This window comes from Mycobacterium sp. URHB0044, assembly GCF_000620625.1.
Classification (GTDB): domain Bacteria; phylum Actinomycetota; class Actinomycetes; order Mycobacteriales; family Mycobacteriaceae; genus Mycobacterium.
In genome coordinates this window covers 60,359-86,138 of sequence record NZ_JIAW01000017.1, presented here as the reverse complement: position 1 = coordinate 86,138, position 25,780 = coordinate 60,359, and the positions used below count along the sequence as shown (strand labels likewise).

Annotated in this window: 26 protein-coding genes; 12 read left to right on the top strand and 14 right to left on the bottom strand. The window is 68.3% G+C overall.

Annotation, left to right across the window (positions count from 1 at the left end):
* Positions 1–197: 197 nt before the first annotated feature.
* On the top strand, positions 198–1,736 hold the full coding sequence (locus N536_RS0126575; RefSeq protein ID WP_029116401.1) for a serine/threonine-protein kinase: 1,539 nt from the start codon (positions 198–200) through the stop codon (positions 1,734–1,736).
* A complete protein-coding gene (locus N536_RS39510) occupies positions 1,720–2,604 on the top strand; it encodes a class A beta-lactamase-related serine hydrolase (RefSeq protein WP_231514639.1) in 885 nt (294 codons plus the stop codon). Before N536_RS0126575 ends, N536_RS39510 begins: the two co-directional genes overlap by 17 nt.
* A 59-nt stretch (positions 2,605–2,663) precedes the next feature.
* Here the strand turns inward: N536_RS39510 and N536_RS0126565 are convergent, their stop codons facing one another.
* Positions 2,664–4,259, bottom strand: a complete 1,596-nt coding sequence (locus N536_RS0126565; RefSeq protein WP_029116400.1) for a serine/threonine-protein kinase — start codon at positions 4,257–4,259, stop codon at positions 2,664–2,666.
* Between the two features lie 300 nt (positions 4,260–4,559).
* Between N536_RS0126565 and N536_RS43120 the strand changes: the two genes are divergently transcribed.
* The 6 genes from N536_RS43120 to N536_RS0126535 all read left to right on the top strand — a co-directional run bounded on the left by N536_RS43120 (position 4,560) and on the right by N536_RS0126535 (position 10,221).
* Positions 4,560–5,210, top strand: a complete 651-nt coding sequence (locus tag N536_RS43120) for a DUF6636 domain-containing protein (RefSeq protein ID WP_051574779.1) — start codon at positions 4,560–4,562, stop codon at positions 5,208–5,210.
* A gap of 11 nt (positions 5,211–5,221) precedes the next feature.
* Positions 5,222–6,001: an esterase gene (locus N536_RS43115; RefSeq protein WP_231514638.1), complete on the top strand. Its 780-nt coding sequence runs from the start codon at positions 5,222–5,224 to the stop codon at positions 5,999–6,001.
* An 85-nt stretch (positions 6,002–6,086) separates the two neighbouring features.
* On the top strand, positions 6,087–6,572 hold the full coding sequence (locus N536_RS0126550; RefSeq protein WP_029116398.1) for a hypothetical protein: 486 nt from the start codon (positions 6,087–6,089) through the stop codon (positions 6,570–6,572).
* Between the two features lie 60 nt (positions 6,573–6,632).
* A complete protein-coding gene (locus tag N536_RS0126545; RefSeq protein ID WP_029116397.1) occupies positions 6,633–7,148 on the top strand; it encodes a 2Fe-2S iron-sulfur cluster-binding protein in 516 nt (171 codons plus the stop codon).
* Positions 7,145–8,137, top strand: coding sequence for a xanthine dehydrogenase family protein subunit M (locus N536_RS0126540; RefSeq protein ID WP_029116396.1), 993 nt, complete (start codon positions 7,145–7,147; stop codon positions 8,135–8,137). The genes N536_RS0126545 and N536_RS0126540 overlap by 4 nt, the downstream gene beginning before the upstream one ends.
* A complete protein-coding gene (locus N536_RS0126535) occupies positions 8,134–10,221 on the top strand; it encodes a xanthine dehydrogenase family protein molybdopterin-binding subunit (RefSeq protein WP_029116395.1) in 2,088 nt (695 codons plus the stop codon). Before N536_RS0126540 ends, N536_RS0126535 begins: the two co-directional genes overlap by 4 nt.
* A gap of 337 nt (positions 10,222–10,558) precedes the next feature.
* Here the strand turns inward: N536_RS0126535 and N536_RS42345 are convergent, their stop codons facing one another.
* A complete protein-coding gene (locus N536_RS42345; protein WP_155948728.1) occupies positions 10,559–12,316 on the bottom strand; it encodes a hypothetical protein in 1,758 nt (585 codons plus the stop codon).
* Between the two features lie 271 nt (positions 12,317–12,587).
* Between N536_RS42345 and N536_RS39495 the strand changes: the two genes are divergently transcribed.
* The gene (locus N536_RS39495) at positions 12,588–14,276 is read left to right on the top strand and encodes a hypothetical protein (RefSeq protein ID WP_051574778.1); all 1,689 of its coding nucleotides are present in this window, start codon (positions 12,588–12,590) and stop codon (positions 14,274–14,276) included.
* Here N536_RS39495 and N536_RS39490 read toward each other — a convergent pair.
* The 5 genes from N536_RS39490 to N536_RS0126500 form a co-directional block, all read right to left on the bottom strand.
* The gene (locus N536_RS39490) at positions 14,273–14,560 is read right to left on the bottom strand and encodes a hypothetical protein (protein ID WP_036437685.1); all 288 of its coding nucleotides are present in this window, start codon (positions 14,558–14,560) and stop codon (positions 14,273–14,275) included. The genes N536_RS39495 and N536_RS39490 overlap by 4 nt on opposite strands.
* A gap of 135 nt (positions 14,561–14,695) precedes the next feature.
* The gene (locus N536_RS0126515; protein ID WP_029116394.1) at positions 14,696–15,205 is read right to left on the bottom strand and encodes an OsmC family protein; all 510 of its coding nucleotides are present in this window, start codon (positions 15,203–15,205) and stop codon (positions 14,696–14,698) included.
* 80 nt (positions 15,206–15,285) lie between these two features.
* Positions 15,286–15,507 (bottom strand): hypothetical protein, encoded by a 222-nt coding sequence (locus N536_RS0126510; RefSeq protein WP_029116393.1) that lies wholly within the window; start codon positions 15,505–15,507, stop codon positions 15,286–15,288.
* Positions 15,508–15,660: 153 nt separating this feature from the next.
* Positions 15,661–16,053: a DUF4267 domain-containing protein gene (locus tag N536_RS0126505; protein WP_029116392.1), complete on the bottom strand. Its 393-nt coding sequence runs from the start codon at positions 16,051–16,053 to the stop codon at positions 15,661–15,663.
* An 89-nt stretch (positions 16,054–16,142) separates the two neighbouring features.
* Positions 16,143–17,216, bottom strand: coding sequence for a glycosyltransferase (locus N536_RS0126500; RefSeq protein ID WP_051574777.1), 1,074 nt, complete (start codon positions 17,214–17,216; stop codon positions 16,143–16,145).
* 446 nt (positions 17,217–17,662) lie between these two features.
* Between N536_RS0126500 and N536_RS43375 the strand changes: the two genes are divergently transcribed.
* Positions 17,663–17,797: a hypothetical protein gene (locus N536_RS43375; RefSeq protein ID WP_255358507.1), complete on the top strand. Its 135-nt coding sequence runs from the start codon at positions 17,663–17,665 to the stop codon at positions 17,795–17,797.
* Positions 17,798–17,865: 68 nt separating this feature from the next.
* Here the strand turns inward: N536_RS43375 and N536_RS0126485 are convergent, their stop codons facing one another.
* The 3 genes from N536_RS0126485 to N536_RS0126475 all read right to left on the bottom strand — a co-directional run bounded on the left by N536_RS0126485 (position 17,866) and on the right by N536_RS0126475 (position 21,125).
* Positions 17,866–18,087, bottom strand: coding sequence for a hypothetical protein (locus N536_RS0126485; protein ID WP_029116390.1), 222 nt, complete (start codon positions 18,085–18,087; stop codon positions 17,866–17,868).
* Positions 18,088–18,246: 159 nt separating this feature from the next.
* Positions 18,247–19,416, bottom strand: coding sequence for a hypothetical protein (locus N536_RS0126480; RefSeq protein ID WP_029116389.1), 1,170 nt, complete (start codon positions 19,414–19,416; stop codon positions 18,247–18,249).
* A gap of 161 nt (positions 19,417–19,577) precedes the next feature.
* Complete coding sequence (locus tag N536_RS0126475) at positions 19,578–21,125, bottom strand: alkaline phosphatase (RefSeq protein ID WP_029116388.1); 1,548 nt, start codon at positions 21,123–21,125, stop codon at positions 19,578–19,580.
* A 162-nt stretch (positions 21,126–21,287) separates the two neighbouring features.
* Here N536_RS0126475 and N536_RS0126470 point away from each other — a divergent pair, with 162 nt between their 5' ends.
* Both N536_RS0126470 and N536_RS42340 read left to right on the top strand, forming a co-directional pair.
* Positions 21,288–21,755 carry an SRPBCC family protein gene (locus N536_RS0126470; protein WP_255358506.1) on the top strand — a complete coding sequence of 156 codons (468 nt, stop codon included), beginning with the start codon at positions 21,288–21,290 and terminating at the stop codon, positions 21,753–21,755.
* Between the two features lie 67 nt (positions 21,756–21,822).
* Complete coding sequence (locus N536_RS42340) at positions 21,823–22,005, top strand: hypothetical protein (RefSeq protein ID WP_155948727.1); 183 nt, start codon at positions 21,823–21,825, stop codon at positions 22,003–22,005.
* A gap of 60 nt (positions 22,006–22,065) precedes the next feature.
* On the opposite strand, the gene N536_RS42665 is transcribed toward N536_RS42340, so the two are convergent.
* The 4 genes from N536_RS42665 to N536_RS0126445 form a co-directional block, all read right to left on the bottom strand.
* Positions 22,066–22,224, bottom strand: coding sequence for a DUF6307 family protein (locus tag N536_RS42665; RefSeq protein WP_197040235.1), 159 nt, complete (start codon positions 22,222–22,224; stop codon positions 22,066–22,068).
* A gap of 77 nt (positions 22,225–22,301) precedes the next feature.
* Positions 22,302–23,465 (bottom strand): N(5)-(carboxyethyl)ornithine synthase, encoded by a 1,164-nt coding sequence (locus tag N536_RS0126455; protein ID WP_029116386.1) that lies wholly within the window; start codon positions 23,463–23,465, stop codon positions 22,302–22,304.
* 60 nt (positions 23,466–23,525) lie between these two features.
* The gene (locus N536_RS0126450; RefSeq protein ID WP_029116385.1) at positions 23,526–25,136 is read right to left on the bottom strand and encodes a CocE/NonD family hydrolase; all 1,611 of its coding nucleotides are present in this window, start codon (positions 25,134–25,136) and stop codon (positions 23,526–23,528) included.
* Entirely contained in the window at positions 25,133–25,720 is a 588-nt protein-coding gene (locus N536_RS0126445) for a TetR/AcrR family transcriptional regulator (protein WP_029116384.1), read from the bottom strand. Before N536_RS0126445 ends, N536_RS0126450 begins: the two co-directional genes overlap by 4 nt.
* Between the last annotated feature and the right edge of the window lie 60 nt (positions 25,721–25,780).

Here is a 25,780-nt window from a genome sequence, read left to right as displayed (position 1 = left end):
TTCGCCCGGATCGCCTCCGGCCGTGAAAGCTCACTCAGCAGACAAGACCAGCTTGACCGATTCTGAGTCCCTCGCCAAGCGTCTCCGGCAACGCGTGTAAGTCATTCAAACAACAGGTCTCAGCAACGCTCGGCGCTCTACACTCGCCGCAGGGTCGCGATAGCAAACGCGAGACCTGGGGGTTCAAAATGGATACGGTGGCGGCATCGCGCGTCGGCACACGCTTCGGTAAGTACGAGATCATCGGCCTTCTCGGCCGCGGTGGTATGGGCGAGGTCTACGAGGCTCGAGACACCGAGAAGAGTCGGATCGTCGCGCTCAAGGTTCTTGTCGACCAGTTCTCGAGAGACCCGGAGTACCGCAACCGGTTCACTCGCGAGGCGCACGCAGCTGCCCAGTTGCAGGAGCCACACGTCATCCCGATTCACGACTGGGGTGAGATCGACGGCTCCCTCTACATCGACATGCGTTTAGTGCGTGGCACCGACCTACGCAGATTACTTAAATCCGGCCCCCTGCAACCAGATCAGGCGATCAACATCATCGGCCAGATCGCCGGCGCACTAGACGCCGCACACGCAGACGGCCTCATCCACAGAGATGTAAAACCAGAGAACATCATCGTTACGTCGAGCGACTTCGCGTATCTCGTCGACTTCGGAATCGCCGAAAAGTCCGGCGACACACGGCTTACCCAGGCCGGAATGACGGTTGGCTCCCTGGCCTACATGGCTCCCGAGCGGCTCGACAACAAGCCGACCGAGGCGGCCGCCGATGTGTACTCGCTCGCCTGTGTGCTCTTCGAGGCACTGACTGGGGACAGCCCTTTCTCCACGGAGAGCATGCAGCAGCTGCTCACCGCCCACCTCTACACACCACCACCTCGGCCCAGCGAGCTCAATCCACGGGTGCCCACCTCACTCGATGGTGTGATCCAACGCGGAATGGCCAAGGAACCAGACGACCGCTACGGCAGCGCCGGCGCGTTCGCTCGCGCTGCGGGTCGGGCATTGTCGGGCGCGCCATGTACGTCACAGCCGATTCCAGTGAGTGACCCGTACGCGACGATGGCAGCTCCCGGCACACTGGTACCGATCAATCAGCAGCACACTTGGGCAGCTGTCCCGAGCCGGCCAAGTCAATCTCCCCAGATTCTGCAACACGCTGCACCGCAACCACTCTCCGCACCGGAACGCAACAAATGGGTGATCCCCGCCGCAGTCGGCGCTGCTGCCGCCCTGATCCTCGGCTTGGGTGGAATCGCAATCGGAATGATGGTCGGACAGGATTCCTCGGGGTCATCGTCGAATTCGACTGCGGCGCAACCTAGTCTCACGCGGCTGCCACCTCCGAATCGTCCAGCCGGTACGCCCAGCCGTTCGAACTCGCCAACGCGGCCCGTCGCACTCCCGCCGGTCGTACGCGGGGCGGACGCCAACCATCAAGCCTGCGAGAACGGCATCACGCATCCACGTGCCAGCGGACAGTTCAGTCGTGCGGGCCGCGGTACCGTCGAGACGACTTGTCTCTTCGCGCAGAACGTGCTCAACGCGTATTGGGAAGCGGGTCCGGCCTCCCCCGCGCCCCGGACGGTGTACGCACTCGGTGCTGTCCCGTGCCCCTCGACCGGTGGTCGGTGCGCGGGTGACCATTTCGTCATGGAGTGCGCCAAATACGGTGCCGACGACTGGGTGACGTGCACCGGCGGAAAGAATGCGCGTGTCTACCTTTATTAAGGCGGCGCTGGTATCGGTCGCTGTCGGAGCGGCAACAGCTGGCTTCGTCATCGGCTACAAGGATGTGCACAAGACCTCGCCCGAACCGGTGACCGCGCCCCTAGCAACTAAGCAGACGATGTCGTCAACGGCGGCGCAACCACCTTCTCCTCCAAGCCGAGATGAGGATCTGCAGGCGAGCTTCGAGGAGCTTGCCGCGACGCTGCCCGCCGACGTTGGCGTCGCGGTGGCTGGCGAGGACCAAGTGTCGTCCTTCGGCACCTGGCAGAGTGGTGCGGCCTGGTCGACGATTAAGGTGCCGCTGGCAATCGCCGCGCTGCGCAAGGATGCTGGAGCCGCGGAACCGTATGTGACACAGGCGATCGCTCATTCCGACAACGCGGCCGCGGATCAGCTGTGGGCCCTGTTGGGGGCGCCAACTGACGCCGGTTCGGCGGTGCAGGCCGTCCTCGCCGAGGGCGGAGTTCCCGACGTAACCGTCCAGACACAACAGGTGCTGCCGCCGTACAGTCCCTACGGTCAAACTCAATGGTCGCTACCTGAGGCAGCACGGTTTGCTTTCCAACTACCGTGCGTATCGGCAGCCTCAGTCCTCACCCAAATGAAGAGTATCGCCGCGGACCAGCAGTGGGGTCTTGCCGGTGAAAACGGGGTGGCGGCCAAAGGCGGTTGGGGCCCGGAACCGGACGGCGGGTACCTCGTCCGCCAAATTGCAGTCGTCGGCGACAGCGAGAACGCCTTCGGTGTCGCCATTGCAGCCAAACCCTCGGACGGCAGCTTTGCCACCGGAACCGCGATGCTCGATCAGCTTGGTGATTGGGTGCTTGATCACCGAGAGCAGATGCCGAAAGGAACCTGCGAGGGCTGACAGGCTTCTACGGGCGCGACCCGGGTTTCATCCGTAAGCGCTTGACCGCGCGGTTTCCGCTACCGCGCGCCGTACTCCAGCGCCGGGTCGGATTCGGTGCCGCGACTGCTCGAGATCGTCAGCATGTTGGGCCGCACCTGGTACCTGGCGCCGTCGGCCGGGTTGATCGCGTCGAAACCGCCACCGGCAGGCACCGCGTTCGCCAGTTGCAGCTGCGCCCCGTCGCTCAACCGTTCGCCGCGGTAGTAGTAACTGCCCGGCCCCGTCTGGCACACGATGGCCAGTGAGTTCGCCGTCCTGATCGCCGCCGCGGGCGTACTGCCCGAGTCGCACCGGGCCGTGTGGCCGACGAAGCCCTGCGCGTCCGTTCCGGAGACGCCGGGGATGGCCGCGCCGCTCGCCGTCGGTGACGTCGACGTGGTGGTCGGCGTCGACGAAGGCGTCGTCGATGGTGTCGTCGTGGCCGTGGTGGACGGGGCCGTCGTCGTCGACTCCTCCTCGGTCGGCGACGGCGTGGTCGTCACGGTCGTCGTCGACGGCGGCGGTACCGCCAGCCGAGTCTGCGGTGTGGAGTCGCCGCCCGACGACGCCAGGATCGTGGCCAGCACGGCCGCGATCCCGAACAGCAGGACCGTCGCGACCACCAGGACGATCTGCGTCGGGCCGAACCGCGACTTCCGCGGCGGCGCCGATGGCGGCGCGGGAAGCGGCGGATAGGGCCGCGGGTAGCTCGTCGACACCGGGTTCGGGTCGACGGCCGAGAACTGCCGCGTACCTGGGGGTGGGCCGGGAACAGCGGCCGCGACGGGTGCGGGACTCCCGGACGCCGCAGCGGCGGCCGCTCTGGCCAGCTCGCCGGCCGACGGATACCTGTCGGCCGGGTTCTTGGCCATACCGCGCGCGATGACGTCGTCGAACGCGGGGTTGAGTCCCGAGCGCGCAAGCGTGGGCCGCGGCGGCGGCGAGAACAGGTGCGCGCTCATGACCTGCCGCAGGTCACCGGAGTCGAACGGCGCCCGACCGGTGAGGCACTCGTACAGCAGGCACGTCAGCGAGTACACGTCCGACGCGGGACCGCCCGCGCCGCCGCTCAGCCGTTCGGTCGCCATGTAGGCGCACGACCCGATGACCAGGCCGGTCCTCGTCACGCTGGCCTCGCCGCCGCCGTGGGCGATGCCGAAGTCGACCAGGTAGGCGAAGTCGTCGGGCGTGAGCAGGACGTTCTCGGGCTTGATGTCGCGGTGGACGAGGCCGCTGGCGTGCGCGGCGTCCAGCGCGGAGGCGACCTGCGAGATGATCGACACGGTTCGCGCGGGTGGGAGCGCGCCGTTGTCGCGCAACTCGTCCTTCAGGCTGGCGCCCTCGACCAGGCGCATGTCGATGTAGAGGACGCCGTCGATATCGCCGAAGTCGTGCACCGGGATGACGTGCGGTTCCTGCAGCCGCGCGGCCACGCGGGACTCGCGGCGAAAACGCTGCTGGAAGCTGGGGTCGGCCGCCAGGTCGGTGCGCAGCACCTTGATCGCCACCATGCGTTCGCGCACGGTGTCGTAGGCGCGGTAGACCTCGCCCATGCCGCCCATGCCGATCAGCGACTGCAGCTCATAGGGCCCGAATCGCGTGCCCAAACGAGACCCGGCGTTCGGGGAGCCCATATGCGTTCGATCCACCCTTTCCGATGCGCTTCGTATCGAGTACGCAGGTCAACCCGCAGCATTGAAGGTGTTCCCGCTTAGTGCTGTCGCCTAACCAGCTCCCCGCAGCAGGCAATCGGCTTCGACACCGAAGTCAAAGCAGCACAAGCTAATTGCTAGTGGTCAGGGTACACGGGTTCATCACGCGGAGTGAGGTCGGTGGCCTGCGCCACACCTGACGACACCAAGATTCCCCCAAGAACGACACCGCATCCTTTCGGTCATCGGACACACCACCACGTCCATCGAAAGGGGAACGACATGACTGAGTACTCGCATGACGACAGGGCCGTCCTCAGCCATGACGCTCGGCGGTCGATCGCACAGCGACCCGGCACGTACGTCCTCGGGCTCGTTGCCCTCGCTCTCGCCGCATGCGCACCGTCGACTGGCGCGACCACGGCGCAAGCCCCGACGATCGCCCCGGTGATCTCGATGTCGACCGCGACACCACCGCCTCCCGCGCCACCGGCCACGACGGTGACCGTCACCGCTGCGCAGCCGGTCACCGTGACCGCGGCACCGACGCCCGCGACGATCCCCGTCGCCCAACACGTCACCTCAGACGAACCCTTCCAATCCCCCTCGGGCAACATCCAGTGCGCGACGTTCACCTACGGCGCCGGCGGCCACACCGTCCGCTGCGAGGTCGCCGCCCACGACTGGACCGCGACGCAACCCGACGGCTGCCTGATGAACTGGGGCGACCGCGTCGCCTTGGAGGAAGGCTCCGCCGCAGTGTTCGGCTGCTACGGCCAGGAGATGCCCGCGCCCACTCACACGCTCGCATACGGCCAGATCCAGACCCTCGGCTCGCTGAGTTGCGACAGCGAAGCCATCGGTATCACGTGCATCGACACCAACACCGGGCACTACTTCTCCGTGTCCCGCGAGACCGTTCAGCTCGGCTGATAGGACACCCCGTGACCATCAACAAGTCTCTGATCGCGATCGTCGGCGCCATCATCGTCGTCAGCACGGCGGCCTGCGGCAACAACGCGAGCCCAACGAAGCCGGGCCCGGCCTCGGAGACCGTCACGACACCACCGGCGACCTCGGTGGCCGCCTCGCCGACCGCGACCATCGCGCCCACCTTGTCGGCGTCGGCCTGCACCGATCTCGGCGGGACCGTCGCCGACAAGGTGTGCACCGTGCACGGAGACGGGCCTGGCTACACGATCGACATGACGTTCCCCACCGACTACCCCGACCAAAAGGCCCTGTCCGACGTGCTGACCCGGGAGCGGGACCAGTTCGTCCAGGCCGTCACCTCGCCGGACCAGCCGCCGTATGCCAAGGAACTCGACATCACGCCGACGACCTACCGCTCTGCGACCGGCGACGGCACTGAAAGCCTGGTGCTCCAGGAGCACGCCGACTACGGAGGCGCGCATGGGCAGACCTTCTACAACGCGCTGAGCTACGACCTCGGCACGAAGGCACCGATCACCTACGACACGCTGTTCAAGCCGGGCACCGACCCGGTCGCGGTCCTCGATCCCATCGTCAAGGCCGAGTTCGAGAAGCGGATGCCGGGTGTGCCCATCAATGACAACCTCAACGGCGCCAAGATGTATCAGAACTTCGCGCTCACCGACGGCGCGGTGATCTTCTTCATCGGTCAGGGCGACTGGGCCATCGAAGCCGCTGGGGCACAGCAGTTCTCGATTCCCCGCAGCGACCTCGCCTCGATCCTGGCTTAACGTCGCGCGCCCGACCTCTGCCCACCTCGACGCCACTCTCGTCGACACGGGTGTCGAACGACCCGGCGGGCCCTACCGTTGAGCCATGACAGAACAGTCCCCTGCGGTCTACCCCGCCCATCCACCGGAAGCGATGCTGCGTGTCGTCAACCCGATCCTGGGTTTCCTGCTGCGCACCCCGGTCACGGGTTCCGCGCTCAAGTCCTTCTTGGTGGTGAAGTTCAAGGGACGCAAGACGGGCAGGCAGTTCGCCCTGACGTTGAGTGCCCATCGGCTCGACAACGATCTGTACCTGCTCACCGGTGCAGCGTGGCGGCTGAACTTCCGCGGCGGTGCGGCCGCCGAGGTCAGCTACGCCGGCAAGACGACGGCCATGCGCGGCGAACTCATCGAGGACACGGCGACCGTCGCCGATCTGGCCAAGCGCATTGCCGAGTCCTACGGCGTGAAGGGCGCACAGCGGGTGATGGGATTGAAGTTCCGCGATCCGCGAATGCCCACACTCGAGGAGTTCACCGCGGCCGTCGAGGCGAACCACCTCGCCGCAATCCGGTTGACGCCAGGCACGTAGCACGGCACGCGTTCTTCTCTGCCGCCGTTTCACCGCCACCCGCGGGGGTACGCAGCGCCGATGGCCCCCGACACCTTCACCGACATCACCCTGCACGTCGACGGCACCCAGCACGACGTGCGCGTCGACAACCGCATCACCCTGCTCGACCTGCTGCGCGAACACCTCGGCGTCACCGCCCCGAAGAAGGGCTGCGACCACGGCCAGTGCGGATCCTGCACCGTGCTGCTCGACGGCCGACGCGCCACCACCTGCCTCGCGTTGGCCGTCGCGCACGACGGCGCGGAGGTCGTCACCGCCGCCGGCCTCGGCGACGCCGACGCTCTGCACCCCGTCGCGCAGGCCTTCCTCGAGCACGACGGCTTCCAGTGCGGCTACTGCACGCCGGGCCAGATCTGCTCGGCCGTCGGCATGCTCGACGAGGTCAAGGCCGGCGCACCCAGCCACGTCACCGAGGACCTCGAGCAGCCGCCCAGACTCGACGACGCCGAGATCCGCGAACGCATGAGCGGCAATCTCTGCCGCTGCGCCGCCTACCCCAACATCGTCGCCGCCATCCACGAGGCGGCCCGATGATCCCCTTCGCCTACCACCGCGCCACCAGCGTCGCCGACGCCGTCACCGCCGTCGCCAACCGGCCCGACGCCGTCTTCCTCGCCGGCGGCACCAACCTCGTCGACCACATGAAGCTCGGCGTCGTCGAACCCGGCCTCGTCGTCGACGTCGGCCACCTGCCCCTCACCGACGTCGACCAGCTGCCCGACGGCACGCTGCGCATCGGCGCCGACGTCCGCAACAGCGACCTCGCCGCCCACCCCATCGTCCGCAGCCACTACCCCGTGCTCGCCCGCGCGCTGCTCTCCGCCGCGTCGGGACAGCTGCGCAACCTCGCCACCACCGCGGGCAACCTCCTGCAGCGCACCCGCTGCGTCTACTTCCAGGACGTCACCACCCCGTGCAACAAGCGCACCCCCGGCGACGGCTGCTCGGCCATCGACGGCTACGTCCGCTACCACGCCATCCTCGGCGCCTCCGAGCACTGCGTTGCCGTGCACCCCTCCGACATGGCCGTTGCGATGGCCGCGCTCGACGCCCAGGTCATCTTCTTTGGCGCCGACGCCGAAGAACGCCTGCCGCTCACCGACTTTCACCGCCTGCCCGGCGACCGACCCGACCGTGACACCAACCTGCCGCCCGGCGCGCTCATCACCGCCGTCGAGATTCCCCCGCCGCCCGAGGGAGCCCGCTCCACCTACCGCAAGGTCCGCGACCGCGCTTCCTACGCGTTCGCGCTAACTTCCGTCGCCGCCGAACTCGTCGTCGACGACGGCACCGTCGCGTCCGCCCGCATCGCGCTGGGCGGCGTCGCCCACAAACCCTGGCGCGCGCACCTTGCCGAAGAAGCGCTCACCGGTGAGCCCGCCACCGAGGACGCGTTTCGCCGTGCCGCCGACGCCGAGCTGGAGCAGGCACAACCGTTGCGCGGCAACGAGTTCAAGGTGGACCTCACCCGACGCACCATCGTCGCGACGTTGAGCACCTTGGCGGAGGGAGCGCAGCGATGACCACCGTGCAACCCCGCGCCATCGGTACCGCCGTCACCCGCCTCGACGGGCCCGCCAAGGTCACCGGCACCGCGACCTACGCCTTCGAGTACGCCGTGGACGCGCCGCTGTACCTGCACTCGCTGCAGGCCACGATCGCCCGTGGACGCATCACCGCGATGGACACCTCCTCTGCGCTGGCCGTCGACGGTGTGCATTCCGTGTTGACCGTCTTCGACGCGCCTCGGTTGGCCGACACGTCCGACGGTGACCTGACGATCATGCAGGACGATCAGGTGCACTACCGCGGCCAACTGATCGGCGGCGTCCTCGCCGAGAGCGCCGAAACCGCCCGCCACGCAGCATCTCTCGTCCGGGTCGAGTACGACGCCGCGGCCCACGACACCGAGCTGCGTGCCGACCACCCCGGCCTCTACGCGCCCGAGCAGGTCAACCCGTCGTTTCCGACCGATACCTCCGAGGGTGACGTCGAAGCCGCCCTGCACGACGCCCCCGTCGTCGTCGACCACACCTACACCACCCCGCACGAACACAACAATCCGATGGAACCCCATGCCAGCATTGCCGTTTGGGATCCGGACGGTCCGCGGTTGACGCTCTACGACTCGACGCAGGGCGTGCACGTCGTCCGTCAGCAGATGGCGACGCTGTTCGGGCTGGAGAAGGAGCAAGTGCGCGTCGTCGCCAAGAACGTCGGCGGGGGATTCGGCTCCAAGGGTTCACCCCATTCGCACAACACGCTCGCCGTCATGGCCGCGCAACGCACCGACGGGCGGCCCGTCAAGTTGGCGCTGACGCGTCAGCAGATGTTCGCCGTCGTCGGCTACCGCACGCCCACCATCCAGCACATCCGGCTCGGCGCGCAGGCAGACGGCACGTTGACTGCCCTCAGCCACGACGTGGTCGAACAGACCGCGACGGTCAAGGAATTCGCCGAGCAGACCGCCGTGCCGTCGCGCATGATGTACGCCGCGGCCAACCGGGCGACGTCGCACCGCCTCGCGAAACTCGATGTGCCGGTGCCGTTCTGGATGCGGGCACCCGGTGAGTGTCCCGGCATGTTCGGCCTCGAGGTGGCGATGGACGAGCTGGCCGTCGCCTGCGGCATCGACCCGATCGAGCTGCGCATCCGCAACGACCCCGACGTCGACCCCGAGACGGGGCACCCGTGGTCGGACCGCCGGCTCGTCGAGTGTCTGCGTACCGGCGCGCAGCGGTTCGGCTGGGAGCAGCGCGACCCGACGCCCGCTGCACGGCGCGATGGTGAGTGGCTGATCGGCACGGGCGTCGCGTCGGCCGTCTATCCCGCGATGATCCAGCCCGGCAACTCCGCGCGCATCGAGCTCGTCGCACCGGGCCGGTACGTCGTGCAGATCGGTGCCGCGGACATCGGCACCGGCACCTGGACGGCGCTGACGCAGGTCGCCGCGGACGTGCTGGGCTGCGACATGTCCGCCGTCGACCTGCAGATCGGTGACACGGACCTGCCTGCGGCGTCGGTGGAGGGCGGCTCGTCGGGCATCAGCTCCTGGGGCCGGGCGATCTTCGCTGCGGCGCAAGCCTTTCGACGGGAGCACGGGGACGATCCCGCGGTGGGTGCCGCGACGACGGCCGACGCGCCGGAGAACGAGGAGGCGCAGAAGTATGCGATGTACTCGTTTGGCGCGCACTTCGTCGAAGCCCGGGTGAGCCGCCACACGGGTGAGATTCGCGTGCCCCGGATGCTCGGCGTGTTTTCGATCGGGCGGGCGATCAACCCGACGACGCTGCGCTCGCAGTTGATCGGTGGCATGACGATGGGGTTGTCGATGGCGCTGCACGAGGAGAGCGTGCGCGACCCGCGCTTCGGGCACGTGGTTACGCAGGACCTGGCGAGCTATCACATCAGTTCGCACGCCGACGTTTCCGACATCGACGCGATCTGGCTCGACGATGTGGACGAGCACTCCAACCCGTGGGGCTCGCGCGGCGCCGGCGAGATCGGCAACGTCGGCTCCGCGGCCGCGGTGGTCAACGCGATCTACCACGCCACCGGTGTGCGGGTGCGCGACTTGCCCGTCACGTGCGACGCGCTGCTGACCTGAAGTAGCCGCGGCCGGAGTGGCCCGATGCGTCCTTCGGAGCCGGAAGGACCACTAGCGGAATTGCCCAGCTACGAGCGACTTTTCGCTTAGCCCGGCTAGATGTCGCTCAAAGGCGGGCATTTTCGATGTCGGTTACGGCAGCACTGCCACCGTCGTCACCGGCGCCTGAATCACCGGAAGCTCAGGGGCGACCGGAACCCGACCGGAGCGGGTTCCAACACCGGGGCAGGAGCGACGCCGTCGCCGCGCCGGACCACTAGTCGAATTGCCCAGCTATCAGCGACTTTTCGCTTAGCCCGCCTAGATGTCGCTCAGAGGCGGGCGTTTTCGATGTTGGTTACGGCAGGACCGCCACCGTCGTCACCGGCGCCTGAATCACCGGAAGCTCAGGGGCGGCTGGAACCTGTTGCACCGGAGCCGGTTCCACCACAGGAGCAGGGGCGGGCGCAGGAGCGGGGACTAACGCCGGGGCTGGCGCCACCGCGGGTGGGACGTACGCCGGCGCAGGTGGGACGTAGGCCGGCACGGGCGGCGCCACGATCTCCGGCTGCGGCGCCGGCGGCACGGTCGACGGCGGCAGTGACGGCGCCGTGTACTCGATGGACGGCGGTGGCGAGGACGGCGGCGACGAGGGCACCGACGACGGCGGAGTCGAGGGAGGCGTCGACGGCGGAGTGGATGGTGGCGTGGAAGGCGGCGTCGACGGAGGCGTGGAGGGAGGTGTCGAAGGCGGCGTGGACGGGGGTGTCGAAGGCGGCGTCGACGGCGGATTCGGCTGATTGCCCGGCGGGAAGATCACGATCGGCGGCAGCGGGATGTACGGGAAGCTGAACGGTGGCGGGGCCGGCAGCAGAGGAGCCTCGCCCGGCGGCGGAGGCGGCACCTCGGGAGCCGGCGCCGCCGGCGGGGCAGCCGGCGCGTTTCCGATGACCGGACCGTTGTTGGTCCGCGGCGTGACGTTCGGGATGGGCACGGACGGCGCCGCCGGCGGCGGGGTCAGCACTGCAACGGGCTGAGCCACCGGGTCGGGTTCGTGCGGCACCGGAGGCAGATAACGCCCCGGCACCGTGTCGGACTGCACGGGCGGCGCCGCGAGTTCGCTGACGTCTGCCGCCGGCCGCACGTTGATCGCAACGGTGACCGCGAGCGTCGCGAAGCTCGTGACGAGGAACGCTATTGCGCTGCCCATCAACAACATCCGCTGGCGTGCCGGCTGCACCGCTTCGGTGTACTCCGTCGCATCGGGATCTTGTTCGGGGATCAGCTCGTTGAGCGGGTCCATCGGCATCTCGTACGGCGCGTCCCCGTACTCCGCCGCGGGGTCGGCGTCGGCCATCGAGTAGGCCAGCTGCGGTCCCGCCGCCGCGCCAAGGCCCGTCTGCGCATCGGACGCCGCACTCACGGGCGCCATCTGCGTCGCCGCGCTCGCGGGCGCCAACTGCGTCGCCGGGCCCGCCGGGTCGACGCTCGCCCAGGCGGCCGTCTGCGCCGCTCCCCTGGCGATCGCGAAGCTCGCATCGGTGGGCAGTTCCACCGGCACCGGTGAATTCTGAATGCCTGCGGCGACGGACTCGAGGTCGTCGCGGTGCGAAACGAGCATCACGCGCACGGGCGCCTCGGGCTGCCCCCGCATCCCGTCCAGCACCGCCGCGCACGCGACGGCCGCACCGCCTGCGCCGATGGGCACCGATGCCAGCACCGAGGTCTTCATCGAGTCCGGACCGACGGTCGTCAGCGTCGCGGCCTCGTCGTCGACCAACAACACCGCGGCATCGCCATCAGTGCTGCGGACCAGGGCCGTCGCGGCGTCAGCCTCCGACACCACCTCGACGTCCTCGACGCCGGCGCTCAGCAGGACCTGCCGCAGCGTGTCAGCTTCGGCAGCGTCCGGGAAGAACAGCCGCGTCGCCGCCAGCCGGTTGCCCGACTCGGTCACCGCGCGGTAGGTGCCGACGATGGTCTCAGCGAGGTCGGTCGTCGCATCGTTGTCGGGCAGGTCGAGGGCATATTCGTCGAAGATCTCGCCGCCTGGCGAGCCGATCATCGCCAACCGGGCGACCGGCCTCGTCACTGCCACCCCGAGGACTACGTCCACCGGAAACTCCTTGCTCACGCGTGCTCAAACGCATGCACGGAGGACTGCTGCCCACCACACTGCGACCGTCACCCCGACGCGCCGATCCTCGCGATTCGACGCCAGTTACGCTACCGCAAATCCTTGGAGGATCCTTGGCGTTCCCCCAGCCAGCGAGCGCAGACCGGCCGGTGGCCGTCGCAGCTACTGACCACCTTGTGCACCCGGCCGAAGTTGGGAACAGTAAGCCCAACAACACGTGCCACACCAGCCGCCGGAGAGGACTCGTCACGTGAGCGAAGGCCACGACGCCGCGACGGCGCGAGTAGCGCCCGCCGCCGAGGCAGCACGGGTCGGCTACGTCGCCACCCGCGCCAACCGCGTGCGCGACGGGCTGGCCGTCGCACTGCTTCTCGTCGCGCTGGTCCTGCCGTGGAGCATCGACTTCGGCGTCGGCGTCCCGGGCAGCAACGGCACACTCTTCGCGGTCGTCGGCGTCGTGACGTTGCTTGCCGTCGCCGCCGCTCTGGTACCGCACGTCGGACCGTGGCGGCTCACCGCACCGCAGCCCGACATCCGCCGCACGATCAGCCTTCGGGTCCTGCTCACCGCCGCCTACCTGCTCGGCGTGCTCGGGTTCGTGGGGTTTCACCTCGTGCAGACCATCCGCTTCGGCGGGACGGGTGCCGTGCCGCCGGGCTCCGGGCCGGGCATGTGGTTGGGCGCCGCAGGCGCGCTGCTGGCAGCGCAGCCGCCGATCACCAGTACGACCGTCGAGCACAACGGTTTTGGCCGCTGGTATTCGTCGGCGCGGATCATCGGCGTCGCCTCGATCGTCCTCGCGGCATGGGCCGTGGTGTTCAACCTGTTCTGGCGCCTGCGCTACCTCTTCGTCACCAACGTCGAGATCGGCGGCCACGACGTCGCGGTCGTGATCACCACCCTGCTGTACGGCGGGGTGGCAATGATCGCGTTGGTGATCGGGTCGATGTGGCTGACGCAGAAGACGGCCGCCGCGCGACTCGCCACGACGGCACTGGGCATCTCGGCCGCCGTCGCGGGCACGGTGGTGTGGCTGGCCGGCGTCGGCCGCGACGTCGACGCCTTCCACGGCATCGCCGAGAACACGTCCACCGCCGCCGTCGGTTACGAGGGCTACCTGGCCTGGGCGGCCGCGGCGGCGATCGTCGCGCCCACCACGCTGTACGCCGTGTTCCTCGTCAAGCCGCCGACGATGGGCGTCTACCGCGGGGCGGCGCTGAAGTGCTTGACGCTCATCGCCTTTTGGACGTTCGCGGCGGCCGGACTGCGCGTCACCGACTACCTGATCGCGCTGACGCTGGACCTGCCGCGGTCGCTCTACGACAGCGTCGCGCTGACCGCGTTCAACGTCGTCACCGGCTGCATCGCGGTGTGGCTGCAACGCCAACTCGCGAAGGGCGGGCTGTCGTCGACCGTCATCGCCGCGTTCAGCGGTGCGCTCTTCGTGTTCACGGCCGCGCAGTTGGTCATCGGCGTCGCGCTGGCCCCGCGGTACTCCGAACCGGTGCCGCGACGCGCCGACGCCATCTACGGCAACGACCTGGCTCAGCAGATCACCAGCACGTTCGACGTGGTGATCTGTGCGCTGAGCCTGGCCATCGTGGTCGCCGTTCTGGTCACGGGCCCGTTGGCGGGCTTCGTGGTTCGGCACCGCGGCGCCACCCCGCAGGCCAAGCCGAGTGCAGCTCCGGCCGTTGCGGAGGCAGCGCCGACGGCCGCCGCGCCGGTGGCCCGGCAGCGTCCCGAACTCACCACGGTGCCGAAGATCGTTCGGCTCAAGGAGGATTCGACCCGGCTGCTCGCGGCCCCGCCGTCGGCGGAGACGATGGAGGTGCCGGTCCCCACGACCGCGTTGCGCATCCAGCGGCGGCCCTCACCACCTGCGGACGCCGATGCGACGCAACACCTTCCGGCGCCCACCGAAGAGAAGCGTGACTAGGCGCAGAGGTGCAGCAGCCCCAGCGGACCAGTGACGCAGGGTGGGGCGTAGCCGACTCCGTAGCCGTAGTAGGGCGGGGGTGGCGGCGGGGCCCAACCCGGCCCACCCCAGCCGGGGCCCCACGGACCTGGTCCACGTCCGTGGTCCCATCCGGCGTCCTGCGCCCACGCCGTGTTCGGTGAGGTTGGTGCGGCGTTCGCGACGCCCGCCCCGAGTCCGAGGGCTGCCAGCCCGAGCGATCCCGCGATGGCGGTACCTGCCGCGATGGTCTTCAAGTGCATCATGTGAACACCTGCCTTGCTCGACGTTCCAAAGCCGTTCCGGGATAAGGGAAGCAATCGTCGGTGACTGCTACCCCGCTCCCGATTTCGACGGTACGAGCGATGCTTAGGTGCGGGCTGTGCAGAAGGTATGGATGTTTACGGCGCGGAACGGCGGATCGTGATCGACGGAACCTGCGCCAGGGATTGACCGACCACGCAGAAGCGCTCCGTCAGTTCGGCCAGCTTGGCCAGGGTCGCATCGTCGGCGTCGGTCTCGAGCGAGGCCTCGATGCCGACCTCCTGCACGCCGACCGGCACGTCGCGGGAGATCCCCAAGGTGCCACGCGCGTCGAACATTCCGGTGGCACGCAGCTCGGCGCCTGCGATGTCGATGCCCATGGCCGTCGCGACACTACGCATCGTCACCCCGGCGCACGCCAGCAAGGCCTGCAGCAGCATGTCACCGGAACACGCGTCGCTCCCGTCGCCGGCGGTAGCCGGGTGCAGGCCGGCGCGGACGGGACCCGCCCACGTCTGGACCGACGCGGTAATCCCGGGCGTCTCGAACGTGGCTTCGGCTTCGAGCGGGGTGCGCGCGCTGAGCGGGTCGTCGCGGTATTGCTTCTTGAGCGGCGCCTGCAGTTCCCGAAGCGTGGTTGCGTCCATGCGGTCATGATGGCACGCGCACGGCCGACGCCCTTGAGCCCGGATGCTCGTGCATCCGGGCTCTGGTGCGTTCGTGGGGCTTAGCGGGCGTTCTGGTGGTGGTGGTGCACCGAGGTGCCGGGCTGAGGGGTGTTGGCCTGGTGGGGAAAGGCGTCGTGGTGCACGGGGCTGGTGCTGATCGAGGTGCCGTGCTGGGTGACGGTGGAGTCGGCGTGGCTCATGGTGGCGGTACCGAGGGCGATCAGGGCGGGGGCGGCGAACAGGGCGGCGGTGGCGGCGATGCGGCGGGCGATGGTGCTCATGTGAATCTCCTTGGGTGAGTGTGCTTTTGGCTTTCTCTGCCGGTGTTTTCCGGCGATGAGATAACTATGTCGCACTCGTCAGGAGATGTATGTCCACCAGCCGGCCGCACCACAGGATGAAACCCGTGTCCCCCGATCGGAGGACACCGGGGCCTAGGCCGCGGCTTCGGCCTTTCGCGGCCGTCGCCGCGTCGCACCCCACAGCCCGACGCCGATGCCGACGACCGCGCCACCGAGACCGATCAGCTGCTGCGAGCGCGTCAAGTCCGGATGCACCCGAAGCCCGCCCAACAGATCGGCCGCGTCGGCCCCGCCGGAGGCGAGGAACCATCCGCGGGTGTTGCGGCCGCGCAGTCCCGCGGTGACCAGCAGGCCGCCGATCAGCGCGTCGCGGTAGCCCATCGAGTGCAGCAGCAGCTTGGTCTGCCCCGCCGCCTCCTGCTGGGTGCCCCAGAGCCGGTCTGCGCGGGCAGGATCGACGAGGAAGGAGATACCGGAGGCCAGACGGATGGTGCCCGCGGCGAGCGCGGCGCGATCGATAGACATGGTCCGCAGCCTAGGGCCCGACCGGCGGAGCAGCGCCGCTTAGCCCAAAGTTCTTGCGGGACGGCGGAAGTGCAGCGCACCCGCCGGGGTCATACGAACGCTCGACGCTCGCGCACCAGTCGTTGGGCCAGAGTCACGTAGGAGTCGGCGATCGAGGTCCAGGCCAGCGTCGGGGCCAATCGTCTGCCCTCGGCCGCCATGGAACCCGCGAGGCGCGGATCGCACAGCACCCGGCGCAGCGCCGTGGCCATGGCATCGGGATCGTCGTGGTCGACGATGATGCCTGCGCCGGTGCCGAGCAGTTCGATGGCGTGCGGGAACGCGGTCGCGACGACGGGCCGGCCGCTCGCGACGGCACTGACGAGCACTCCGGACGTCACCTGATCGGTCGAGTCGTACGGCAGCACGATCACCGCGCAGGACTGAATCAAGGAGGACAACGCCGCCGCACTGCGGTAGTTGCCGTCGAAGGTCACCGAAGTCGCCAGGCCGTTGGCCCTCGCCTGTTCGATGCGCGCTTCGCGGTAGGACTCGCCCTCGGCGGCCAGCACCCGGGGATGCGTTCGGCCTGCGACGACGTATTGCGGCCGGCCACGCAGCTCGTGCAGCGAGCCCATCGCGTCGATCACGCGCTCCACACCCTTGCCGGGTCCGAGGAATCCCCACGTCAAGATGGTCGGTCTGCCGCCGCGCTTCGACGATGCGCCCATCGGGATGGCGCCGTGGGTGATGGTGCTGACCTTCTGGCGGTCGACGGCGTAACCCTCGAGGAGGCGCGCGCTGGCCGCCTCCGACATGACGACCACCCGGTCGGCCAGTGCGGTGACCGCTTCGAGGACCGATCGCTGGTGCGGTGTCGGATCGAGCGGGATGGTGTGAGCGACCACGATCGACGGCACGCTCAGGGCGCGCATGACGGCAAGCACCTCGTCGCCGTCGGTGCCGCCGTAGATGTCGAAGTCGTGTTGGATCACCGCGACGTCGTACTGGCTCAGCAGGTCAGCGGAGGCCGCGACAGACGCCGTCGACCCATTGACCAACTCGCCGACGACGCGGGAATCGGTGGCCGCTTGTCCGTCGGCGATCCGGACGATGCCGACGTCGGCGCCATTGGCGGTCAGCCCACCGCACAGGGCGGCGCTGAACATCGCCCGCCCGCACATCGTGGGCGTGTACGTGGTGAGGACACCGAAACTCGGTGACGCAGAATTCGATAGCAAAGCATTCCCGTTGCCAAAAGAACGACCAAGAGATAAAGCAGTCAAAATGGATTTCCGACCGTGCGATTGTCACAAAAAGTGCCCGGCTTGAGCGGTTGCTCGTAAGGATCAGCGGAAAATCGGCTGATTCATCCCGGACTGGTCGGTTGCCCAACCCCTCTGACCATACACCTTCGACCCCGTGCGACGCGGCCGCACGTGGCTCAGGACCGCCGAATCGGTCGTCGGAATCGGCCGAAACTCATCGATTTCGGGGGCCATTTCGGACCGCGCGAAATCCGCCTCGGCACCGGTTCGACGAGAGCCCGCGGCCGAAAGACAGCGCCGCCCACGCGGCGTAGAGTCCGAAGACCGGGACCAGCCAGGCCCCCACTTCAAAGGGGCAGCCAATGTCTGATAAATCGCCACGCCAAGGTATGACGAAGAAGGCCGGAAAGTCGCTGAAGGAGAAACGCGCCGACAAGCGCGCGAAGTCCGATCACACGTCGCAAACCGAGATCGTGCTGCATCCCAAGAAACGCTGACCCAGACCGCCGAATACACCGAGAGCCCGGATGCGTGATGCATCCGGGCTCTGGTGCGTTCGTGGGGCTTAGCGGGCGTTCTGGTGGCGGTGGTGTTCGGGGGTGCCGGGCTTGGGGGTGTTGGCCTGGTGGGGGAAGGCGTCGTGGTGCACGGGGCTGGTGCTGATCGAGGTGCCGTGCTGGGTGACGGTGGAGTCGGCGTGGCTCATGGTGGCGGTACCGAGGGCGATCAGGGCGGGGGCGGCGAACAGGGCGGCGGTGGCGGCGACCCGGCGGGCGATGGTGCTCATGTGAATCTCCTTGCGTGAGTGCGCTTTTGGCTTTCTCTGCCGGTGTTTTCCGGCGATGAGATAACTATGTCGCACTCGTCAGGAGATGTATGTCCACCAGCCGGCCACCACGAAGGATGAAACCCATGTCCACCGATCGGGGGACGGCAGCGGCGGGGGTTAGCGCCCCGGTTCGTGGAAGCGGTTGATGATCGGGATGCGTTCGATGATGCGGTCGCGAAGCCGCGGTTCCTGGTAGGTCGGCGGGACGTACGCCGGGGGTGGCGGCGGCACGTACGCCGGCGGCGGCGGCGGAACGTAGGCGGGCGCAGGCACGTAGGCGGGTGCGGGTGGGACGTACTCGGGCACCGGTGGCGCGGCCACCTTGATGGTCTCGGCCAGTTCCGGCACCGCTTCCGGAGCGGGAGGCGGGGCTGCGGGCGACGGAGCCGCCGGCGACGCGGCCACCCGGCGTGGCGGCGAGGGAGCGGCCTGCGGGACGGACGCCGGAACGGCATTGGGCGCCGATTCGCCGGCGTTGACGTTCATTGGCTGCTCGCTCGTCGAATCCGGGCTGAGCCGAAGACCGAGTGCGACCGACAGCGAAACCACGAACGTCAACACCGCGGCGCCGAGGACGGCCGACAACACGCCGACCTTCGACGTCACGCGCGGACCCAGCAGGACACTCTCGGCGTTCGGGTTGTTGACCACGCCCGCCGACGCCAGCGCCGCACCGCGCGCCAGGGCCAGGTCGGCTTCGGCGGCGGAGAAGACCGGCGCCTCGGAGATGGCTTCGAACGAGGACACGATCACGTCGACGTCGTCCGAACCGACCACGAAGATCGCGTCGGGCCGCCGGTCATTGACCGCGAGCATCGCGATCACACTGCTCGTCAGCTCGAGCGCGTCGGCCCTGTCCATCGGCCGGTCGATGCGCTCGACCGTCACGCCGGAGGCGTTCACCAGCGCGACCAGCGCGGCGTCCGGTTCGATGATGCAGACCGCGACGTCGTCGTAGTCGGTGATGTTCGCGATGCCGCTTGCGAGAGCCTCAGCGGCGTCAGTGTCCGAGACCACGACGACGTTCCGCACGCCACGGTCGGCGAGGGCGTCCAGCACCGCTGCGGCGGCCACCGCACCCTCGCTGGTCCAGGTGACGCCGATCGCGTGCATGTCGTTCTCGCCGACGATGTCGTGGTTGAGGACGAGGTCGAGCAGGAAGTCGGCGTCCAGCGCGGCGACGTCGAACGCTCCGCGGTCGATCGGCGCACCCTCGCCCGCCGCGCCCTCGACCAGCACCCAGCGGACCGCTGACGAGGTCAGCGATAGACCGAGTACGAGGTCCATGGAAGATGCTCCTGATCTGACTGCCTGAAGTGTGAGGTTACCGCCGCATGCGAATGGTCGAACGCTAAAACAATGAACGTTGACGGCACGGAAAGCCATCCGCCGCCTGCACCGATCGCATCACGATGTCGCAGGCGGGCGCCCGTATCGAGTGAGTGGGCTCACACCGATCGCAGCGCCGGCTCGCGATCGGCGATCACGAACGAGGCGCCGGTGATCGCCGGCGCGTCCGGGCGTGAGACGAACGGCAGGACCTTGAAGTCGGCTTGCAACGCGTCAGCCGTGATGCGCGTTCGGACGTAGCCGCGGCGGTTGCTGAAGTACCGGATGTGCGGGTTCTCCGGCAGCACGGCGTCGACGTCGTCGCGCGAATCGGATCCGTCCCCTCCCGAGGTGATCGACGTGGTGACCAACTCGGTCGCCAGCATCCGCGACGACGGATCGTCGACGCGCTCGCGCACCTCGGCTGCCCAATGCGAGTGGACGTCGCCGGTGAGCACCACCGCGTTGCGGACCGGCGAGCCGACCAGCCCGGCGACGATCCGCTCGCGGTTGGCGGTGTAGCCGTCCCAGGCGTCGGGGTTGTAGCCACGGCCAGGGCCCGGCGTCAGGTCCACCTGGGAGAAGAACACCTGCTGACCCAGCACGTCCCAGCGGGCCTGCGATCGCGCGAAGCCGTCCAGCAGCCAGCGTTCCTGCGCGCCACCGGTGAGGGTGGCCGACGGGGCGTGGCGCTCGGCGCAGTCCGACCGGAACTCGTCACCGCACGGTTGGTCGGTGCGGTACTGGCGGGTGTCGAGCATGTGGAACGTCGCCAGCCCGCCCCAGTGCACGCGCCGGTACAACTGCATGTCGGTGCCGCGCGGCGCGGCCGACCGGCGCAGCGGCATGTTCTCGTAGTACGCCTGAAGCGCCGCCGCGCGCCGGGCGGGGAAGCCCGGTTCGGGCTTGTCCGGCACCTCGTCGGCCCAGTTGTTGGCCACCTCGTGGTCGTCGAACACCACCAGCCACGGCGCGACGGCGTGTGCCGCCTGCAGATCGGGGTCGGTCTTGTACTGCGCGTAACGCTGCCGGTAGTTGGCCAGCGTCACCGTTTCAGGTCCGACGTGATCCCGCACGCGGACGCCGGTGTTCTGCTCCGCGGCGTACTCGTACTGGTAATCCCCAAGGTGCACAACGAGATCCGGGTGTTCCTCGGCGAGTCTGCGGTAGGCGGTGAACCAACCCTGCTCGTAGTGCGAGCACGACGCGAAGCACATCGTCAGCGCGGCCATCGACCGCGGTTCGGGCGCCGTACGGGTGCGCCCCGCCGGCGACAGGTGATCGGCGGTGCGGAACCGGTAGAAGTAGTCGGCGCCGGGGCGCAGACCGGCCAGCTCGACGTGCACGCTGTGGGCCGACGCCGGTACCGCCGTGCTCGATCCGCGCCGTTCGATGCGCGTGAAGCCCTCGTCGGCGGCCACTTCCCACTCCACGTCGACGGCACGGTCCGGCATGCCGCCGAGGCCGTCGTCGGCCAGCGGATCGGGCGCCAGTCGGGTCCAGAGCACCGCCCCGTCGGGCGTCGGCTCGCCGGACGCCACGCCGAGGGTGAACGGATCCGACGGCAGTTGGCTGCGGCGATGCTCGCCGGAGAAGCCGGTGACGGAGAATGCGGCGAGCGCGACGGCGCCCTTGAGCACGGTGCGCCTGCTCGGATCACGAGACACGCCGCAGTGTCGATGCACCACCCGTCTGGCGGGTGACGCGCAGCCATACGGCGTCCGCCTACCGGTCGGCCGTCACGCTAACTCGATGTGTACGTGAGCTTTCCGCATGATGGACGGCCCCTCCTGCGCTTTGAGACGACGCCCGCTGGCATACTCCGAAGCGTGACTGCCCCTCTGGAGTTCTCGGATTCGATCCTCGTCTCGGCCACGCCGGAGCAGCTCTACGCGATGGTCTCGGACGTCACCAGGACGGGCGAGTGGAGCCCGGTGTGCCGCGCATGCTGGTGGGACGACGGCGACGGCCCGCGCGTCGGCGCCTGGTTCACCGGCCGCAACGAGCTCCCGGAGCGAACCTGGGAATCCCGTAGCCAGGTGGTCGCGGCCGAACCCGGCCGCGAATTCGCGTGGGAGGTGAACAACGGCTGGGTGCGCTGGGGCTACACGTTCGAGCCCGTCGACGGAGGCACCCGCCTCACCGAATCCTGGACGTTCCTGCCGGCCGGACTCGCCGGATTCCGGGAGCGGTACGGCGACAAGGCCGACGCAGAAGTCGTGAACCGCACCGAGGCGGCGCGCCAGGGCATCCCGCAGACTCTGGCGGCGATCAAGAAGGTCGCCGAAGCCGGCTAATGCCTGGTCAGCGACAAAATTGACGGGAACGCCACCGGCGACCTGGCGAAACGGGTACAAAGGGGACATGCCCTGTGACCATCAGTTCTCCACTTCTCGCGAGGAGATGGTCGGCGTCGACGACGGGCACCTGGTGCTGCGGTACGTCAACACCTGCAAGGAGTGCGACGAGGTGATCGGCGAGCACGTCCAACGCAAACCGCTACCGACGGCCGCCAGCGGCAACGACACCCCAGACGCAACGCCCTAACGGGAGTCGAATCCGGGGTGCCGTGCCGTCAGTAGTGCGGCAATTCCGTTGAGCTGAAGCTCAGCGCACCTTCTCGGGAATCGAGTTCAGTGCGTGCAGGACGTGCACGGCCAGCTTCTCGGCAGCGTCGTCACCAAGCTTGGAGTGATCCTTGATGGTGTCCTTGACGAGATCGACGCGTTGGTCGTAGGGCGAACGGAGCAGTTTGGACGAAGCCATCGAATTATCCTTTTTAGTCGAGCATGTTGGCTCGTAAGTCGAGCTGCTCGATGCGGATGACGTTACGCCCTCCCCCGTCAGCGAGTATCGGTACCGGCATGTGGGTAGTCGGGCACGCGGTCCTGGAACGACAAGATGTCGGGATTCTGGATGTTCCCGTCCAGGATTTCGATGGCTCGGCGCACCGTCTGATCCGCCTCCCATGCCTCGCGCCCGTCGAGGACGGTGCGTAGGTAGGGCAGCAGCGCCTCGCTGATCTCCCAGCTCGCGGAGTCCCACAGATAGGACGGGCTGTGGTCGACCGCGTAGTAGGTGATGTTGTTGGTGCCGACTTCGAACGTCGGCTGCTCGAACGTGGTGGGATGCGCCCAGCTGAAACCCATTGCCTCATCGCAAGATACGTCGATGATGAGGCTGCCCGAGGGGAACGCGGCGAGGTCGCCTTCGTCCAGGAAGGTCAATGGCGCGTTGGTGTCCTGCAACACGCAGTTGACGACGACGTCGTGCTCGGCCAGGTACCCCGCCAGCGGCACCCTGCCGTCGGGAGTCAGCGCGAAGCTCTCCGTCGGCCCACCCGCCGGGTCGACGTCGTGCTCGAACTGGAAGATCTCGGCCGAGTGGATCGGTGAGGCCACCTCGGTCACACCGCGATTGGTGAGGATGTCGACGTCGTGCACCCCATGTGCGCCCAGTGCGGTGACGGCGCCGCGGGCGGTGGCGCCGAAGCCGATGACGGCGGCCCGCAGCCGGCGACCGTACATGCCCGTCAACCCGACGATCTGGAAGGCGTGCAGCACCGAGCAGTAGCCGGCCATCTCGTTGTTCTTGTGGAACACATGCAGTTTGAACGCGCCGTCGTCGCCCCACAGGTTCATCGCCTCGAACGCGATCAGGGTCTGTCGACGGTCGATGGCCTGTTGCGTCAACTCGCGGTCCTGCACGCAGTGCGGCCATCCCCACAGGGCTTGACCGACGCGCAGTTCGGCGAGATCGCGAGCGTCGGGCTTGATCAGCAGGATGACGTCGCACTCGGCGATCAACTCCTCGCGGGATCGCACCCCCGCCGCCAGCTCTGCCAGCTGTGCGTCGGAGACGCCGAAGTCATCGCCGTATCCACGTTCGAAGTAGATGCTGCCGAGCAGGTCGGCGTCGATGCGGTCGAGATGGTGCGGGTGGATCGGCACCCGGCGTTCGTTTTCCTTGCCGGTCCGCCCGATCACACCGAGTTTGAGTTGAGACACGTGCCCTCCGGAATCCTTGGGGCATCACCCTAGTCCTCCGCGGACGTGCACCGGTAACGGCTAACTCTGCAGGGTCGGCAGGATGATGGCCGACGGGCGATCGGGGTCGTGAAACACCGTTTGGTCGGCGGCCTTCAAAGTCGTTGCGGTGGCATGCGATTCGCCGGTGCCGTGGTTGCGCGCGAAGCGCGGAAAGGCCCCGCTGGAGACTTGGATGCGGATATGGTGGCCGCGTTTGAACCGATGCGCGGTCGACCACAACGTCACGGTGGCGCAGGAGATTTCGTTGGCACCGGTGAGGCTGACCAGGCCGTCGCAGACGTTGAAGGAGCGGCCTTCCGGGTCGACGTCGCAGAGCCGGACGAACACGTCCGCGTACGGCAGGCTGGAGCGGAACCAGATCTCGGCGCTGACGTCGCCGATGACTTCGACATCGCGGTCGAGGACGGCGGTGGTGTAGGTGAGCACGTCGGGGCGGGCTTCGAGCGCCGTGTTGTCGACCCGACCGCCGCCGCGGAAGCGCATGACCACTCCCCCGGCCGCGGGCGTCGGATCGGCGGGGTCGTAGCGATAGCGGTCGGGCTCCGAGTCGGCGGGTGCACCGGCGGCCAGCGCTCCACCGGCTTGGAGGTGAAAGCGTTGCGGCTCATAACCCTTCGGCGGCCAGGAGTCCAAGTCCCGCCACGCCTCCTCGCCCATCACGAACAGCCGCACGGGTGCCCGGTGCGGTGGTTTCTCACCTCGGGCGTGCGCGAGTGCGAAGTCGATCGATTCCCGCATTACCAGGCCGTCGGTCTCCGTATGGGTCCATGGCCCGATCATGAGCCGTGGCTCACGGTCGGCGTCCTGCAGAACCTTGAAGTCACGCAGCTGGCCGGGCAGGAAGATGTCGTACCAGCCGCCGATCGAGAACACCGGGACCGTGACGTCGGCAACCCGGTGGGTGTGGTCGATGCCGGCCCAGCGTGGGGAATCGGCGTCGTGGGCGAGGATGTCCTGGACGTAGTCGATGCGGTGCCCGCTCGCGGCGACGTCGGCCCCGCTCAGCGGGAGCGTCGACAATGCCTTGGCGTTCCTGCGGGCCGAGAAGAGCTGCCGCAGAAGCGCCCAACGGCGTTCCTGACCGTCCGTCATGAGACCCCAGCCGAACGGCGTCTCGAGCGAGAACCCGTCCTTGCGCAGGAACTCCAACGTCAGCGCCGAGTTGGTGACCTGCGGGACCATCGCCTTCACTTGCGGCGGAAGGCTGTCGGCGACCGCCCACTGGACGTAGCCGAGGTAGCTGGCTCCCATCAGCACCATCGAATCGCCGAACCATGGCTGCTTCACGACCCAGTCCAGCGTGTCCAGGCCGTCCTCGCGTTCCCGGCGGATCGGGTCGAAGTCACCGCCGGAACCGAACGTGCCACGCGTGCTCTGCACGAGGACCTGAAAGCCGCGTTCGGCCATCACCCGTCCCAGCAGCAGGCTGAAGAGGCCGCGCCGGCCGTACGGCGAGCGGTACAACACGGTCGGCAGCCCCTGGCCGCCGTCCCGCGGCGCCAACCGGTCGGCCAGCAGCACGACACCGTCGGGCATCGGGGTGCGAAGGTCCCGCTCGATGATCAGGTCGCGGGTGATGGGCGGGGGCAGGTGAAATTGCCGTTGCAGGATGTGGCTGGCGAGATTCATTGGTGTCCTTGCTTATTCAAGACGGACGTCAGTCGCATCAGGCGGTCGGTGAACGCTGCGGGATCAGGCGGGTCCTCGCCGCCGATCACCCAGGCGTTGACGATGGCGCCCGCGCCACCGGTGATGAAGGTGGCGAGATCGTCGACGGTGCGCGCATCGAGGTGCTCGCCGTACATCTGGCGCACGACTTCCCGGTTGACCGGGATCATCACGCCGGACAGCGCCTCGTTCAGGGCGAACGCGCACGAGCCGGTCAACATGGCCCGGTAAAACGCCCGGTGCTCGGCGAAGTGGTGCGCCACGGCCAGCACTTGGGGATGTTGCGTTCCGTCGTCGGGGCTGACTGCGCTTCCGGACGGCAGCTCGCGGCGGGCGAGGTCCAGCGCCGCCTCGAGGAGAAGGTTGTCGCGATCGCCGAACTGCAGGTACAGCACCTGGCGACTGACGTCAGCGGCGTCGGCGATGTCGGTGATGGAGACGGCCGTGGTGCCGCGCTCGGAGACCAGCTCGATCGCCGCCCGCATCAGGCTTTCCCGCGACCGCCGGACCCTACGGTCGAGGACGGGCGCGCTCGGCGTGGACATACGTCAGATAATAGACAGTTGTAAATAATCGAGCAAGTGTCGACTGTCCCCTGATCGGTG

Excerpts from the sequence above, each read along its gene's own strand:
- N536_RS0126485 (WP_029116390.1), bottom strand. The coding sequence starts at position 18,087 with ATGAGCACCATCGCCCGCCGGGTCGCCGCCACCGCCGCCCTGTTCGCC.
- N536_RS39490 (WP_036437685.1), bottom strand. The coding sequence starts at position 14,560 with ATGATGCACTTGAAGACCATCGCGGCAGGTACCGCCATCGCGGGATCG.
- N536_RS0126515 (WP_029116394.1), bottom strand. The coding sequence starts at position 15,205 with ATGGACGCAACCACGCTTCGGGAACTGCAGGCGCCGCTCAAGAAGCAA.
- N536_RS0126545 (WP_029116397.1), top strand. The coding sequence starts at position 6,633 with ATGGCCCCCGACACCTTCACCGACATCACCCTGCACGTCGACGGCACC.
- N536_RS0126445 (WP_029116384.1), bottom strand. The coding sequence starts at position 25,720 with ATGTCCACGCCGAGCGCGCCCGTCCTCGACCGTAGGGTCCGGCGGTCG.
- N536_RS0126550 (WP_029116398.1), top strand. The coding sequence starts at position 6,087 with ATGACAGAACAGTCCCCTGCGGTCTACCCCGCCCATCCACCGGAAGCG.
- N536_RS0126510 (WP_029116393.1), bottom strand. The coding sequence starts at position 15,507 with ATGAGCACCATCGCCCGCCGCATCGCCGCCACCGCCGCCCTGTTCGCC.
- N536_RS42340 (WP_155948727.1), top strand. The coding sequence starts at position 21,823 with ATGCCCTGTGACCATCAGTTCTCCACTTCTCGCGAGGAGATGGTCGGC.
- N536_RS0126540 (WP_029116396.1), top strand. The coding sequence starts at position 7,145 with ATGATCCCCTTCGCCTACCACCGCGCCACCAGCGTCGCCGACGCCGTC.
- N536_RS43120 (WP_051574779.1), top strand. The coding sequence starts at position 4,560 with ATGACTGAGTACTCGCATGACGACAGGGCCGTCCTCAGCCATGACGCT.
- N536_RS0126505 (WP_029116392.1), bottom strand. The coding sequence starts at position 16,053 with ATGTCTATCGATCGCGCCGCGCTCGCCGCGGGCACCATCCGTCTGGCC.
- N536_RS0126480 (WP_029116389.1), bottom strand. The coding sequence starts at position 19,416 with ATGGACCTCGTACTCGGTCTATCGCTGACCTCGTCAGCGGTCCGCTGG.
- N536_RS0126535 (WP_029116395.1), top strand. The coding sequence starts at position 8,134 with ATGACCACCGTGCAACCCCGCGCCATCGGTACCGCCGTCACCCGCCTC.
- N536_RS0126450 (WP_029116385.1), bottom strand. The coding sequence starts at position 25,136 with ATGAATCTCGCCAGCCACATCCTGCAACGGCAATTTCACCTGCCCCCG.
- N536_RS42665 (WP_197040235.1), bottom strand. The coding sequence starts at position 22,224 with ATGGCTTCGTCCAAACTGCTCCGTTCGCCCTACGACCAACGCGTCGAT.
- N536_RS43375 (WP_255358507.1), top strand. The coding sequence starts at position 17,663 with ATGTCTGATAAATCGCCACGCCAAGGTATGACGAAGAAGGCCGGAAAG.
- N536_RS0126500 (WP_051574777.1), bottom strand. The coding sequence starts at position 17,216 with ATGTGCGGGCGGGCGATGTTCAGCGCCGCCCTGTGCGGTGGGCTGACC.
- N536_RS0126565 (WP_029116400.1), bottom strand. The coding sequence starts at position 4,259 with ATGGGCTCCCCGAACGCCGGGTCTCGTTTGGGCACGCGATTCGGGCCC.